Source organism: Singulisphaera chitinilytica (assembly GCF_049331405.1).
Lineage (GTDB): Bacteria > Planctomycetota > Planctomycetia > Isosphaerales > Isosphaeraceae > PoT.
The window spans coordinates 6,147,085-6,161,490 of the sequence record NZ_CP186274.1 but is presented as its reverse complement, the minus strand read 5'-3'; the positions used below and the strand labels follow the sequence as shown (position 1 = coordinate 6,161,490).

11 protein-coding genes are annotated in these 14,406 nt (G+C 67.1%); 9 read left to right on the top strand and 2 right to left on the bottom strand.

All coding sequences use genetic code 11. The features are described from left to right. Window positions 1-168 precede the first annotated feature (168 nt). Together ACOYYX_RS24455 and ACOYYX_RS24450 are read left to right on the top strand one after the other, a co-directional pair. The gene (locus ACOYYX_RS24455; RefSeq protein WP_422924579.1) at window positions 169-783 is read left to right on the top strand and encodes an RNA polymerase sigma factor; all 615 of its coding nucleotides are present in this window, start codon (window positions 169-171) and stop codon (window positions 781-783) included. Then, entirely contained in the window at window positions 780-4,526 is a 3,747-nt protein-coding gene (locus ACOYYX_RS24450) for a protein kinase domain-containing protein (protein WP_422924578.1), read from the top strand. Before ACOYYX_RS24455 ends, ACOYYX_RS24450 begins: the two co-directional genes overlap by 4 nt. Here the strand turns inward: ACOYYX_RS24450 and ACOYYX_RS24445 are convergent. After that, the gene (locus ACOYYX_RS24445; RefSeq protein WP_422924576.1) at window positions 4,465-5,940 is read right to left on the bottom strand and encodes an LEPR-XLL domain-containing protein; all 1,476 of its coding nucleotides are present in this window, start codon (window positions 5,938-5,940) and stop codon (window positions 4,465-4,467) included. The two genes, ACOYYX_RS24450 and ACOYYX_RS24445, sit on opposite strands and share 62 nt — an antisense overlap. Window positions 5,941-6,498: 558 nt before the next feature. Between ACOYYX_RS24445 and ACOYYX_RS24440 the strand changes: the two genes are divergently transcribed. The 3 genes from ACOYYX_RS24440 (at window position 6,499) to ACOYYX_RS24430 (ending at window position 8,170) form a co-directional block, all read left to right on the top strand. Further along, window positions 6,499-6,933, top strand: coding sequence for a hypothetical protein (locus tag ACOYYX_RS24440; RefSeq protein WP_422924574.1), 435 nt, complete (start codon window positions 6,499-6,501; stop codon window positions 6,931-6,933). A 375-nt stretch (window positions 6,934-7,308) separates the two neighbouring features. After that, entirely contained in the window at window positions 7,309-7,779 is a 471-nt protein-coding gene (locus tag ACOYYX_RS24435; RefSeq protein ID WP_422924572.1) for a nucleoside deaminase, read from the top strand. A 109-nt stretch (window positions 7,780-7,888) separates the two neighbouring features. Continuing rightward, window positions 7,889-8,170 (top strand): hypothetical protein, encoded by a 282-nt coding sequence (locus tag ACOYYX_RS24430; protein ID WP_422924571.1) that lies wholly within the window; start codon window positions 7,889-7,891, stop codon window positions 8,168-8,170. A gap of 215 nt (window positions 8,171-8,385) precedes the next feature. On the opposite strand, the gene ACOYYX_RS24425 is transcribed toward ACOYYX_RS24430, so the two are convergent. Beyond that, the gene (locus ACOYYX_RS24425) at window positions 8,386-8,595 is read right to left on the bottom strand and encodes a hypothetical protein (protein ID WP_422924569.1); all 210 of its coding nucleotides are present in this window, start codon (window positions 8,593-8,595) and stop codon (window positions 8,386-8,388) included. Between the two features lie 245 nt (window positions 8,596-8,840). On the opposite strand from ACOYYX_RS24425, the gene ACOYYX_RS24420 reads away from it, so the two are divergent. The 4 genes from ACOYYX_RS24420 to ACOYYX_RS24405 all read left to right on the top strand — a co-directional run bounded on the left by ACOYYX_RS24420 (window position 8,841) and on the right by ACOYYX_RS24405 (window position 14,119). Continuing rightward, on the top strand, window positions 8,841-9,044 hold the full coding sequence (locus ACOYYX_RS24420; RefSeq protein ID WP_422924568.1) for a hypothetical protein: 204 nt from the start codon (window positions 8,841-8,843) through the stop codon (window positions 9,042-9,044). 281 nt (window positions 9,045-9,325) lie between these two features. Continuing rightward, window positions 9,326-10,027 carry a hypothetical protein gene (locus ACOYYX_RS24415; RefSeq protein ID WP_422924566.1) on the top strand — a complete coding sequence of 234 codons (702 nt, stop codon included), beginning with the start codon at window positions 9,326-9,328 and terminating at the stop codon, window positions 10,025-10,027. Between the two features lie 451 nt (window positions 10,028-10,478). Further along, window positions 10,479-13,472 carry a two-component regulator propeller domain-containing protein gene (locus ACOYYX_RS24410; protein ID WP_422924564.1) on the top strand — a complete coding sequence of 998 codons (2,994 nt, stop codon included), beginning with the start codon at window positions 10,479-10,481 and terminating at the stop codon, window positions 13,470-13,472. Then, window positions 13,469-14,119 (top strand): response regulator, encoded by a 651-nt coding sequence (locus ACOYYX_RS24405; protein WP_422924562.1) that lies wholly within the window; start codon window positions 13,469-13,471, stop codon window positions 14,117-14,119. Before ACOYYX_RS24410 ends, ACOYYX_RS24405 begins: the two co-directional genes overlap by 4 nt. Window positions 14,120-14,406: the final 287 nt, after the last annotated feature.

The window sequence follows — 14,406 nt, the reverse complement described above, 5'->3', positions numbered from 1 at the left end:
TGGCCGTCGAAACCGCGATTTTCGATTAAAAGAATAGGGCCCGAGGATGCGTGTCGAGCCTGACGAGGAGGGTAGAGCCGATCCGGCGTTGCCTTCCCAAGGGCGTTCACAACGATGACAATGGAACCGAGGGGATACAGCCATTGCCAGGGTGTTGGATTCTCGCCGATGACCATGAGCGAGCCATCTGCTGACGGGCAGGGGAGTAGCAGCCTGAGGTCCGTCCTGGATCGGATCCGGGACGGGGACGAGGATGCTGCGCGCGAGCTGCTCACGAAGTACGAGTCGCAGGTGCGGATGGTGGTCCGCCGCCAGTTGCCCAGGCTCCTGCGCTCGAGGTTCGACTCGCTCGACTTCCTGCAGAGCGTCTGGGGGAGCTTCTTCCAGAGGATCCGCGCGGGGACGGCCGAGTTCGAGGATCCCCGGCATCTCATCGTCTTCCTGGCGAAGACGGCGCGGAACAAGGTCATCGACAAGCATCGCCGGGCGGCCAGCCGCAAGGCGGACGTGCGGCGGGAAGAGCCGCTCTGCCTCGAAGGGACGCGGCCCCGCGACGTGATCGCCAAGGACGACACGGCGAGCCAGGTGGCCGAGGCCAGGGAGATGTTCGGCAGGCTCCGCGAACTGCTGCCCGAGGGGCGTCGCGCGATCCTCGAGCTCCGCGCCGAGGGGCACACGACCCCGATCATCGCCGAGCGGCTCGGGATCAGCGAGCGGACCGTCCGGCGGGTGCTCGAGTTGCTCCAACGCCAGGCGATCGACGAAGGGGAAGTTCCGGGATGAGTCCCTCCGGACTGAGTCCAACCTGGGATCTCGGCTCCAACACCGAGGCCGAGCACCGCGCGCGCTGCTTCGAGGCCGACTGGCAAGCCGCCAAGGAAACCACCCGGCCCGACCCCGAGCACTACCTCCCCGGCCGAGCCTCCGACCGCCCCTCGGCGCTCCTCTCACTCCTCCGCGTCGACCTGGCCCTCCGCCTGCGCGCGGGGGAGCCCTCGGCGATCGAGGATTACTTCAGGCGCTATCCCGAGCTCTCCTCCGAAGCCAAGGTGGCCCTCGTTTACGAGGAATTCTGCCTCCGCGAAGAGGCCGGCACCCAGCCCGACCCGGCCGCCTGCGAGCTTCGGTTCCCCGAGATCGCGACGATGATCCGCGAGACGCTGGACATCCATCGGTTCGTGGTCGAGGAAGCCGGCGCGACGATGTCGGTGGACTTCACCGGCGCGACGCTCTCCCCCGCGGTGCGGTTCCCGGAGGCCGGGCAGACCATCGCCGGCTTCTTCCTCGTCGAGGAGCTGGGCCGGGGCTCGTTCGCCAGGGTCTTCCGCGCCGAGGAGCGGCAACTGGCCGACCGGCCGGTGGCCCTCAAGATCGCGAGGACGGGGTCGCGCGAGCCCCAGACCCTCGCCAGGCTCCAGCATACGAACATCGTCCCGATCCACTCGTACCGGACCGACCCTGCGACCGGACTGCACCTGCTCTGCATGCCTTATCTCGGGCACGTGACCCTGGCCCACCTTCTCTCCGCGCTCGATGCCTCGGCTCCGAGGACGGGCTCGGCCCTGGTCTCGGCCCTCGACGAGCTCGACCCGCCCGAGGCCGCCGTCGCGGCGACGCCGGGGCGCGCCATCCTGGCAGGGCGGTCGTACGCAAGGGCGATGGCGGGGTGGGGGGCCAACCTGGCCGAGGCCCTGCAGTTCGCCCATGAACGCGGGATCCTCCACCTCGACATCAAGCCGAGCAACATCCTCGTCACCAGCGACGGGATGCCCTTGCTCCTGGACTTCAACCTCGCCAACTCCCCCCCCGACGGCGACGAGGACAAGCCCAGCCGGTTCGGCGGGACGATGGCCTACATGGCCCCCGAGCATCTGGAAGCTCTGATATCGGGAGGAGTCGCGGCCGTCGACTGCCGCGCGGATATCTTCGCCCTCGGCGTCGTCCTGTACGAAGCCCTCGGCGGCGACCCCTTCACGGTCGATGGCGCGAACCTCTCCGAGCGGCTTCGCAACGCGCTCGCCAGCCGACGCTCGGGCCCCCCCCGGCTCAAGTCGACCGAGTTCGGCGTCTCGCCGGCCTTCGAGACGGTGATCCGGCGCTGTCTCGCCCCCGACCCCGATGACCGATATGAGAGCGCCGGGGACCTGGCCGTGGACCTCCGGGCCGTCGCCGAGGACGAGCCGCTCCGCCACGCTCGCGAGCCCTGGGCCAGCCGCATGGTCCGCTCGCTCCGGAGGAACCGCTGGCGGATCGCCCTGGCCGCGCCGATGGTGCTCCTGCTCGTGCTGATGATCGTGGCCTGGGGGCGGGCCCAGGCGGAACGGGGCCGCGAGGACGCCCGATACAACGACCACTTCCAACAGGCCGAGCGCTCCGAGGCCAATGGCGAATTTACCCTGGCCGCCGAGCAATACGCCCGCGCGAGCGACGAGATCCGCGACCGTCGCGGGCTCCAGGCCCTTCGCGATCAGGTGCGAGAAAGACGGCGGCGGGCCCTCGAGATCCAGGAGCACCGGGACCTCGTCGACCGCTTCCTGCTCCGGGGCGAGGCCCTTCGGTTCGCCCTCATCGGCCTGGGCGTCGACCTGAGGGAGGCCTCGCGACAGCTCCAGGCCGAGCTCGAGCCCTTCGGCGTCCTCCAGGATCCGTCCTGGACGAGCCGGGCGGGCCTCCGCGACCTCGATCCCGAGCGTCAGAAGCGGCTCTTGAACGAGGTGAACGAGCTGCTCTTCCTCTGGATCAAGATCGTCGTCTCCGACTGGCCCGACGACACCGAGATGGCCGCGAGGGCCTTGGCTTATTGCGACCGGGCCCTCGGCTTCGTCGAGCCCAAGGATCCCTGGTTGGCGCTCAGAGACCATTGCCGGGGAGTCGGGAACAACCCCGTCCAGTTCACCACCCGATTCCCGCAAAACCCGGCACGCGAGACCTCCGCACGGGCCTGCTTCCAGTGGAGCCTGCTCTCGCAGCTCCGCAACGAGCCGGCGACATCCCTCGGCTGGCTCGAACGCGCGGTGGAACTTCAGCCGGACGATTACTGGTATGAGTTCTACCTGGCCTATCACCACGAGCTGGGCGGCCGGGTCGAATCGGCATTGGTGCATTACGGCGCGGCGCTGGCGCTCCGGCCCCGGAACCCCTGGGTTCTGCTGAACCGGGCCCATCTCTACTGGTCGCAGCGGGGCGCCTGGGACCGGGCCTTGCGCGATCTCGAGGAGGCGATGGCCCTCGCCTCCGAAGGGGATATGACCGCGATCCTCCTGGAGCGCGGCCACGTCCTCCAGCGTGTAGGGGATCACATCGGGGCCTACCGCGACTACGGCCGCGTGCTGGCGCTGGGCCCGAACACCCAGGCGGGGCGGGTCGCCCGGCTCAACCGGGCCAAGCTCGACGCCGACGCCGGAGCCTCGGGAAGGGCCTGGTCCGAATACAACCTGCTGCTCACCGAGGATCCAAGCGACGGCCTCGCGCGGCTCGGCCGTGCCTTGCTCGCCTTCCGGGCCCAGCGCCTGGATCTCGCCGAGGCCGACCTCAACGTCCTGATCGGCGATGGTCGCGACGCGAGCGAACAGGCCCTCTACCTCTCCTATCGCGCCCTCGCCCGGCTCGCCCTCGGGCAATTCGCCGCGGCGGCCGATGACGCCGAGGCGGCGTACCAGCTCGACCCGCGCCCGAGCCGCCAGAGGCTCGTCTCCGGGGCCAGGCTCGCGTCGGGCCGAGAGATCGACCTCTCGACCATCTCACCCGACGAGCTGACCCGATGGCCGGCCCCCGGCAAGGTCATGCGCAAGGGACTCGCCGCCGCCGACCGCCTCGACGGGCAGTCTCGCGGCCACGACGTCGCCGCGTTCATCGCCCTGCGGAGCCGGGTGGTCCTGCTGAGCGCCCTGGATCGCCACGATGCCGCCGAGGCCGAGGCCGATCGCGCCCTGGCCGCCGCGCCGTTCTCGGCCTCCGCCTACTTGCTCCGGGCCCGCGTGCGTTATCGCAAGGGGGATCGTGTCGGGGCCCGCGCCGACCTTGAACGAGGGCTCCAGCTCGAGCCTGATGACCAGGCCTTGCTGATCCTCCGCGGGAACCTGGCGATGGAGGAGGGGAACCCCGCCTCGGCGCTCAACGACGGGGACCTCGCCGCTCAGGCTGGGGCCTCCGAGGAAGCCTCGGCCTTGCGGGCCCGCGCCCTCTTCGCGCTCGACCGCTACCAGGAGTCGGTGGAGGCCTGGACGCAGGTGGTGAACCGTGACCCCGAAGAGGCCCCGGCCTTCCTCGAACGAGCCCGGTCCTTCGCAGGATTGGGGCTCTGGGACCACGCCCTCGCCGATCTGGAACGAGCGGCCGACTGGGCCGACGACCGCCCCGGCCTGATCGGTCGGATCGCGATCGTCTATGCCGACTGCGTCGGCCACAGGCCCGAGCGATCGCCCAGGCTCCTCGGCCTGGCGCGCCGCCTGTGCCCCCCCTGGATCAACGCGATCTTCGCCGCTTCACCCTTCCCAGGTCCCGGGCCCGTCGCCGGAATTCGATGAGATCGGGGTAGAAGACCCCGATCAGCAGGTGGGCGGAGACGCTGAGCGCGGCGAGCGTGCCGGTGCTCCTCGCCAGGGTGCGTCCCGTCTCTCTTGAGCCCGGGCCGTCCTCGAGCCGCTTGGCATCGGCCGCCGCGAGGGCCTCGGGGATCTCGCCGCGGCCCGACTGGCTCGGCTCCATCGCCAGGAGCGGAGGCAGGACCGCCAGGCTGGATCGCCCTCGGCGATCCTTCAGGGCGTCCACCGGCTCGCCTCGCCCCGCGCCCAGATGCGGCAGGCCTGCGAATCGGGCGGAGAACGTCGGGGTCGCACCGTTCGGGATCTCGACCCGGGGCAGCCAGAGGCTCCCCCCCTGGCCGAGGGACGAGGACTGCGAGGCCCCGACCGAATTCGCCAGTGACGACGTGGCACTCGACCCGATCAGCGAGGCCGACGTCGTGGATGACTGCGGGACCATGGATCTGGCAACCATGTTCAGGTCGACGTTCACTCCCTCGCGCGACCCGGCGGGCGCAACCTGCACGGGATGGGCGAGCTTGCCCGCGACCGGCGGCAGAGAGGCCGTCGGGAGCGCATAGAGGCTCGGGGCAGGGGTCCCGGACATCGGGCCGACCTGCCTCCCCATCGCGAGGGCGGGCGAGGGCAGTGGCGCGGGCGTGAAGTTATTGGAGAGCGTAGGCTCGCCCTTGGCGGCATCGTCGTCGCCGCCAACGAGAGTCGTCATGACGATCTCGCGGTCGTCGGCGAAACCGCCTCCCCCCGTGTCGGGTGCCGCGGGGGTGCCCCCGCCCAGGCCGCCCAGGTCGGAGGGCTCGAGATACTCGAGATGATAGGGGCTCGCCTCATTCGAGCTGCCCGAGACCCCGACGTACAGATCCGAACCCGGCGCGAGTGTGAAGCCGTCGATCTGCCAGATGAGGTCCCTCGCCGCGGAGATCGAGGCGAGGACCTGGCCGTTCTCGTCGAGCAGCCAGAGCCTGGCGTCGGCCGGCGGATTGGCGTTATCCCAGGTCAAGGAGATCTGGATCGACGAGGCAATCGCAGGGTCGGGGACCGTCGTCCTGTAGAGAATCGCGGAGCCTTCCGCCGGCAAGAGGCCCGAGATATCGGACTGGGTGGCGAGGTCGACGAGCCCCAACTTGCCGAGCGGCAGGTCGACCTGAGAGACCTCGGTCGGATCCGAGAACTCCGGCAAGGGGACGGTGAGGGCCGTCGCGCTCGACGGCGGCAGGACCAGCGAGAACTCGGTCGGCACGACCACGGTCGGGTCGTCGAGGGTCACCTCGTCGGCGGCGAGGAGGAGGCGCGGCTCCAGCGACTCCAGTTTCAGGAGCCGTCGGCGCGGTGAGGACCGCGATACGACATCGTGGCCCTTCGAGGCACGCTCGAAGAGATTTCTCCATGCCGATGCCATTGGCCTTCTCAGTTCCTCGTGAGTGGTTCCTTCCGCGACTGAACCGGCTTTCGCCGTACGAGGCCCATACTCGCCCAAAACCGACATGAATCGCAAGGGCCTTTGACAGGCGCGGGGCTCCGTCCGCGCGCAACCTCTCAAAATCTTCTCTCTTTAAGATAACGATCGCGAAACGCCCGCGAACCCGGCCAGGCCCCTTTCGAGATTCCCGACCGGCGCGGCTCGGAGTCTGGCGTGCCCGCTATGAGTCGTCATCCACCCCTGACTCCCGCCTTCGAATCGAGGTTCGGACCGAGGCACTCATCCCGGCCAAGAAGAACAGACATCCGTCAAACATGCAACCCATCCTGCGCCATGCCCTGCGGGAGGTATGACGTTTCAACGTGCTGATTCCTTGGGCCCAAATCGCCTCTACCACTTCATGCGATGAAATCGCACCAAAGACGTCACGCACTTTGTCCGCCCGGCCGCCGGATGTTGATAACTCTCGTGAAGGGACGTTCGGAAACGTGCCTTACACCCAACGAAAGACGGCCTGAGAAGTTAAGGAGAGTTCCGATGAAGCTGAGCATCCAGAAGGTGGCGTCGGGATTGAAGTCGAAGCGAAGCGTGCTGAAGAGCCTGTTCTTCACCGGGGCCCTGGCCCTGGCCGGGCTGATGATCGCCGCGGCCCCCGCCCATGCGAACGGCGGACGTGGCGGGCACGGCGGAGGATACGGCGGGGGATATGGCGGCGGGTACGGCGGGGGCCGCGGGTGCTGGACTCCTCCCTACGGTGGCGGGTGCTGGCCGCGTCCTTACCCCTATCCCGGCGGTAACTGCGGCGGGTACGGCGGGGGATACGGTGGTGGGTATGGTGGGGGTTACGGCGGCGGGTATGGCGGGGGATACGGAGGTGGCTACGGCGGCGGGTATGGTGGTGGCTACGGAGGGGGATACGGCGGCGGCTATGGTGGCGGGTACGGCGGGGCCTTCCGCTCGGCTCGTCGCTGATGCCCTCGCACACCGGCGGACGGGCCGAGATCCGGCCACGCCCGCCCCGTCCCTGCGGCTTACCTGATGTCGACCCTCATTCTTCCTTCCTTGCCCGGGGCGGTTGCTTCGCTCGGGCAATGATCCTGACAACCGGCCTTACCACTCAAAATCGGCCCGACTCAAGGGCCGAGGATGATCCTAACTCGGGGTCGGGATCTCCATGCGATAAACTCACGCGAGACAACTCCGACCGAGCCGAGGCCAAGACGCGGATTCGCCCGAAGAGACACTCGGGGGTTCCAGCGTCTTGCCTCGTCGTCATAGAATCACACGCATTCGACATCGAACCGAAACCCCTCGCCGCAATATTCTCGAACCTCGGCGACCGCAGGAATGCCCGAGCCCTTCATGACGGAAAGCGCCAAGACGCATCACATCTACATGCATCGCTGTCTCGAGCTCGCCATCCAGGCGCGAGGGCAGGGCAACACGCCCGTCGGCAGCGTCGTCGTGCTCGCCGGCAAGATCATCGGCGAAGGGGCCGAGCGGCTTCCCGCAGGCAACGACCCGACGGGGCACGCGGAGATCATCGCCTGCCAGGAGGCCATCAAGGCGCTGGGCACTCGCCACCTGGCCGACGCGGTGCTCTACAGCACGGCCGAACCCTGCCTGATGTGCTCCTACGTGATCCGGCAGTCGGGAATCGCCATGGTCGTCTACGGCATCGAGACCCCGATGATCGGCGGCGTGACCTCCGCGTTGCCGATCCTGACCTCGGATGCGCTGGGTGGTTGGAAGCCGGCGCCTCGGATCCTTGGTGGAATCCTCGCCGACGAATGCCGCCGGCTCAAGACTCGCTCGTGAGTCCCGGGGACCCGGCAACGCCTGACGCTCGAAGAATCTGAGCGATCGCCGCCCACCGACTCGTCCTGTCCTCGTGAAAGAGTTCGACACGCGAGGCAAGGGGATCGCCATGAGCGATGGAGCCATTCTCTACCTGCTGACGGCCATCGGAGGGATTGCGGCCCTGTATGGCCTGCATCGGCTCGCGCTGCGATTGGAAGAGCGCGGACATATCTACTACATCCACAAGAAGCCGAGCGGTGGTACGGGCAATGGCTTCGTGGCGATGCAGAGGATCATCGAACCCGGGGTCCAGAACGTTCATCAGGTGCGAGATGATGTCGTCTGCGACGAGGGTGCAGGAGCGGGATCACCGCCGCTGATCGGACCGAGGAATGAAGGGTTGGATTGACGGGCGAGTTCGCGGCCATTTTTACAAAAAAACAAAATACCACACATTTACACTAAATACACGTTATTATCTCGATACAAAGTAAAACGATCTGGACCGCGGCGGTTCGCGTGAGGGGATGACGTCCGAGCCATCACCGGAAGATGCCGCCTGTCACGCCGTTTCAGCGTAGAAGCCCTCGACGCGAATCATCGCCGCGGTCCGTCATTCAACGGTCAGGACGCGATGCGACTGCGTATATGGTCCGTCAGCCTGGCCTCGGCGTCCTCGTCGAGGAGGGGCACTCGCTGCATGTTCGTGAAGAGCCGGTCTTGCTCGCAGTAGCCGCAGTTGCCGTGGGGTCGGCACGAGCGGTCGAATCGCTTCGACTTCAGATACGGCTTTCGCCAATCCTTGCGATGCGGGTAGTTGTTGTCGAATGACATGTGAGACTCCTTGATCAGGAGGTGAAGGGCATCCTCTTGCCGATTGCGAAGGGTTCGATTTCCGACGTGACAGGTAATAGATTAGTCGGTGACGAAGGCTCGACGGCGACACGATTTCCGCCGTCAAGGGTGGGAGTGGAAACGGATCCGGCCGGTGTCCGTTCGACCCATCCTTTCGGATAAGTCGGTGTGCAGGGCCAAACGCCGGCCCCGCCCGATTCTTCCGAACCTCCAGGAATGACGTCATGAATATCCGGCCCCTGATCTTCCTGCATATCGCCGCCCTTTTCGTGGCGGGGTCCGTATACAGCTTGATGGGGTTCCCTCGGAACGATTCCATCACCCTGCTCATCGGCGCCGTGAGCGGCGGGCTGGGCGTCAGGGCCATCGCCCCCAGGACTCGATTCGTGCCGATCTTCGTGATGGGCGAGGATGGTCGGCCTGCGTGATCCCATCGGATGAGACATGAGTCGCTCCTTCGACGGGCATCGGCGAAGTGACGCGGGCCGAATCGTCTCCGCTCCGACTCCGGTGACACGCCCGATCGGCGGGAGGTTCGTCTCGTCCGATCGACGTCGCGAAGATTCCTTCGGAGAAGGTCATTGACGCTGCCATCGGGCCCTTTTACCGTCTTCCAGAGACGCACCGAGCCGGAGAGAACGACGGATTCCGCACATCCGAATCCCTCGTCAGCCTCGCTCAAGGCGGCCATTTCTGGAGTCGACAGGCCATGATGCAGATCGGTGTTCTCCGAGCGTTCAGGGTTGGTGGCATCTCGTTGCTGGTGGGGGCCTGGTCTTGGCTCCTCGCCCCCGCGACGGGCCACGCGGAGCAGTTCGTCCTCTTCGACGTCACCTTCGACTACACGAAGGCCGACGCGGACAATTCCAAGCCGAGCAAGTCGCACTATTACGTCAAGGGCAAGGACATCAACCCGGACCGCCCCAAGGACTGGACGGCGCCGGTCGACTACCGCAACGGCACCGTGCATATCCGCGCCGAGGTCATCGAGAAGCCCGCAGGAGGCGCCCCGACGACCTGGACCCTCTGCTACATCCCGAACAAGGGGAAGGGCAACGGCTACGGCTGCACCGGCACGATCATCTATCGCGAGAAGGGCGTCTACGAGAAGGACGTCTCCATGAAGTCGTTCTGGGAGAACGACTCGATCATCTGGTCGGAAGGCATCAAGCAGATGGACCTCGTGATCAAGGATGACAGCGGCGGCCGGGGCCACGCCCATCGTCGCGCCGACCACGAGAAATACTTCCCCACCAAGATGCGGATCACCATGATCCAGGTCTCGGCCGGCTCGACCTACGACCCCAACCTCGTGCCCAACCTCCCCAAGGGCGAGGCCAAGAAGGTGGAGAAGACCGGCGCCACCAAGGTCGAGGACGCCGAATGCGCGGCGTGCGAGGACTCGAAGTAACGCGTCCCCTCGACCTCCATCAAAACATCCCAGGATCCGGGCCGACGCATGGCGTCGGCCCGGATCTTTGCGTTGATTGAGCCCTCTCAACTCTTTCAGACATCTCGCCCCTTCAAGGCATTCCATCGGCCCAACCGCGATGTGAACGAAAGCGGTCGGTAGAACTACCGACTGTTTCTCCGGCAGCGAATTCCTTAGAAAATAACAAGCATACATCGAGGTACCGATCGGACTTCGCGCCGGGGCTACGGCCGTCCTGCCGTTTCTTGGAGAAGCTCCCGTATGATTGAGGTGTCGAGAGTCGGGGCGTCGCGATCTTCGGGGTGAATCGCGACGTGCGACGCTTTCTCGGGAGTGCTCCAACGATGGCGGACAGGTTGACCTCCGCTCGAGACCTCGCTGATGGCCGATCATCAAAGGGCGGATTCCGCCCGCGGGAGGGACGGGGGTGATGCTCCATTCCCTGGCCTGCCTCATCCCGCTGCTGCTCGGTCCGATCGTGGAAGAGAAGGGGCCTCGGTTCGTGATCCGGAACTGGCGATCGGAAGACGGCCTGCCGCAGAACCACGTGACCTGCATGGCCAGGAGCCGCCAGGGGTATCTCTGGGTCGGCACCAGCGTGGGCCTCGCCCGATTCGACGGCATGCGGTTCCGGACGTTCGGCCTCGGCGACGGCCTCCGCACGGGGCGCGTCCACGTCATCTATGAGGACAGCCGCGGGAGGCTCTGGGCAGGGCTGGCAGGGGGCGGACTCGCTCGCTTCGAGCAAGGCCGATTCGTCAGCCTCGGGATGCGCGACGGGCTCCCGTCCGACACCGTGACCGCACTCGCCGAGGACCACCGCGGGCGTCTCTGGGTCGGCACAAACAAGGGGCTGGCGATCTGGGACGACGGCCGGATCTCGCAAGGGGACGGCGTCGACCAGTTCCAGGGGCGGGGGATCGACGCGATCCTCGTCTCGCGCGACGGCTCCGTCTCCGTCGCCTCGTACTTCGCGGGCGTCCTGACCTTCGACAAGGGCAAGTGGACCGCGCCCATCGACGCGAGCCGGCTCGGGCTCCAGAGGACGAGCCAGGCCCTGATGGAAGACCACGAGGGCCGGCTCTGGGTGGCAACCGACCACGAGACCGTCCTGCGCCGCGACGAGGACGGCTGGGCCGAATGCAAGGTCCAGCTCGAGGCCTCGCTGACGTTCGTCCAGCGCATCGCCGAGGACTCCGCCGGCCTCGTCTGGTGCGTCCTCCCCCACGGCGAGTTGAACTACTTCCGGGGCGATCGCCGCGAGGCCGAGACGTACAAGCTGATGGAGGGGACTCCTCTCGTCACCTGCGTCCTCCCCGACCCCGAGGGGGGCGTCTGGGTCGGCACGCAGAGCACGGGCCTCTACCGGCTCTCGCCTCCGAGGATCACGAGCTTGGGCCAGGATGAGGGGCTCGCGGCCCTCTCGGTGCAGACCGTGGGGGAGCCGTCTCCCGGCGTCCTCTGGGTCGGGACGCGAGGCGCGGGGTTGTATCAGCTCGACGCCGGGCGGTTCCGCAACGTCCTGCCGCTCAAGCTGTCGCCGGATACGACCTACATCAACACCATTTTACCCGTAAGGGACGGCACCTGCTGGGTTGGCATGGGCAACGGCCTCCACCAGTTCCGGGGCGGCGAGCGCATCGCCGGGGACGAGTTCGTCTCGATCTTCGAGGGGGACTCCGTGCTCGCGATGATCGAGGACCGGCAGGCGGGCCTCTGGGTGGGAATGTCGTCGGGGAAGATCTGGCGATATCTCGATGGGAGATTCCGCGACTCGGGGATCAGCACGAGCGGCCATGCCGTGCTCAGCCTGGCGCAGACCAGGGATGGCATGATCTGGGTCGGGACGAGGGGAGGGGGCCTCCTCCGGTTCCGCAAGGGGACGACCGAGCGGTATTACGGCAGCGAGCAGTTCGCCAGCGAGGAGGTCGGGGCCTTGCTCGTCGACCCCGAGGACACCCTCTGGATCGGCTCGGTCGGCGGCGGCCTGGGCCGGCTCAAGCAGGGGAAGCTCGCCTTCTTCACCCGCCAGGAAGGGATGCCCGACGACACCGTGAGACAGATCCTCGACGACGGCAACGGCCATATCTGGATCGGCACGAACCGGGGGATCGCCCGGCTGTCGAAGGTCGACCTCGAGGACCTGGCCGCCCGGCAACGGTCCAAGGTCTACCCCCTGATCCTGGATCGGATCGACGGACTCCCGTCCGATGAATGCTCCGAAGGGCCTCCCGTCCGGCTCCATTCGGGGGAGCTCGCCTTCGCGACGCTCAGCGGCCTGGCGCTGGTCGATCCAGCCGTCGCCTTCCCTCCGGATAAGCCTCCGCGCGTGGTGATCGAGGAGGTGCTGGTCAACGGCCGCTCGCGAGAACTCTCCACCTCGCCGTCGGATCGAGGAGCCGTCTTTTCGCTCTCGCCCAACGAGCGCCGGATCGAGTTCCGCTACTCGAACCTCCTCGGTCCGTCCTCCGAGAAGTCGCAGTTCCGCGTGAAGCTCAACGGCCTCGATCAGGACTGGGTCGACGTCGGCACCCAGCGCTCGGCGATCTACAGCTATCTGCCGGCCGGGCGTTATCAGTTCGACGTGACCGCCTGCAACCGCGTGGGCCTCTGGACCGAGGACGCGGCCTCGCTGACGCTCCGCGTCGAGCCCCATTTCTGGGAGACCTGGGCCTTCAGCGGCGGGATGCTCCTCATCGGCACGCTGGGTCTCATGGCCCTGATCCGGTTCATCCTCCGGCGTCGATACATGCAGCAACTCGCCGAGATCGAGCATCAGCGCGACCTTGAGCGGGAGCGGGCCAGGATCGCGAGGGACATCCACGACGACCTCGGCGCGAGCCTGACCCAGATCGGCTTCTGGAGCGCCCTGGCGGCCGAGGAGGCGGCCTCTCCGGGCGAGATCCGCGAGCAGGCGGTCAAGATCCACAATCACTCTCTGGAGCTCGTGCGATCGCTCGACGCGACGGTCTGGGCCATCAACCCCAGGAACGACACGGTCGGCTCGCTCGTGACCTACCTCAGCCAGTACGCCGACGAATTCCTGGCGGATACGCCGATCGTCTGCCGCAAGGATATCGCCGCCGAGCTGCCCGAGGCCTGGCTGTCGGCCGACCGCCGGCACCACCTCTTCCTCGCCGCCAAGGAGGCGCTCAACAACGTCGTGAAACACTCCGGCACCGAGGAGGTCTGGCTCCGGGCCAAGGGCGAAGGAGAGGGGATGCTCGTGGTCGTGATCGAGGATCAGGGCCGGGGCTGCGACCCGGGCCTCGCGGAGCAGGGGAACGGGCTCGAGAACATGAGGCGCCGGATGGCCGACGTCGGCGGCACCTGCGAGATTACCGGCGGCCCGGGGACCGGCACCCGCGTCGCGCTCAGGCTCCCGATCGGAACCGCCGGCCGTCGGCAGGAGGACCCGCGATGACGACCCCGCCCCCCATCGCCACCAGGATCGCGATCGTCGAGGACAACGCGTCGTTTCGCCAGGAGCTCGTCAAGTTCCTCGACGACGGGACCCGGTTCGTGGTCACCGGATCATATAAGAGCGCGGAGGGCGCACTCGACGGCATCCCGGCCGAGACGCCCGAGGTCATCCTCATGGACATCAACCTGCCCAACGCCTCGGGGATCGAGTGCGCGTCGAGGATCAAGGAGGTCCTGCCCGACGTGCAGATCCTGATGCTGACCGTCTACGAGGACACCGAGACCATCTTCAAGGCCCTGCAGGCGGGGGCGACCGGCTACCTGCTCAAGCGGGCGACGCCCGCGAGGATCATGGAGGCGATCCTCGAGATCAAGCAAGGGGGCTCGCCGATGTCGAGCCACATCGCCCGCAAGGTCGTCGAGTCGTTCAAGGCCCCCGCCAGCCCGAGCGTCAAGCCGGAGGCCTCTCAGCTCACGCCCAGGGAGCTGGAGATCCTCGGCCTCCTCGCCGGCGGTAGCCTCTACAAGGAGATCGCGGCCGCCTTGGATATCAGCTACGCGACCGTGCGCACGCACGTCGAGCGCATCTACAAGAAGCTCCATGTGCGATCGAGGGCCCAGGCGGTGGCCAAGGCGGGGCGTCGGTAGTCGGTAGGACGACGTCGGTAGAACTACCGATTGTGGGATCGTCGTCGAGAAGGTTTGATGAACTGACGCCAGGGCGTTTGGATGCGAGGCTCCTCGCCTCGCCTCGGCGCACTCACTCCCTCCTCGGCCGCGTGAGCCGATCACGGGGGACGTCTCGAACGGCCGCGGGGGGCTCCTCTCCCCAATACCCCGCGAGGTTCGGTGCGACCGAAACTGCCCACCCACGCCGTCATCTCACGTCATCGATCGGTCCCTCATCGGAAGTCTCAGGACGGTCCGGACCGGGC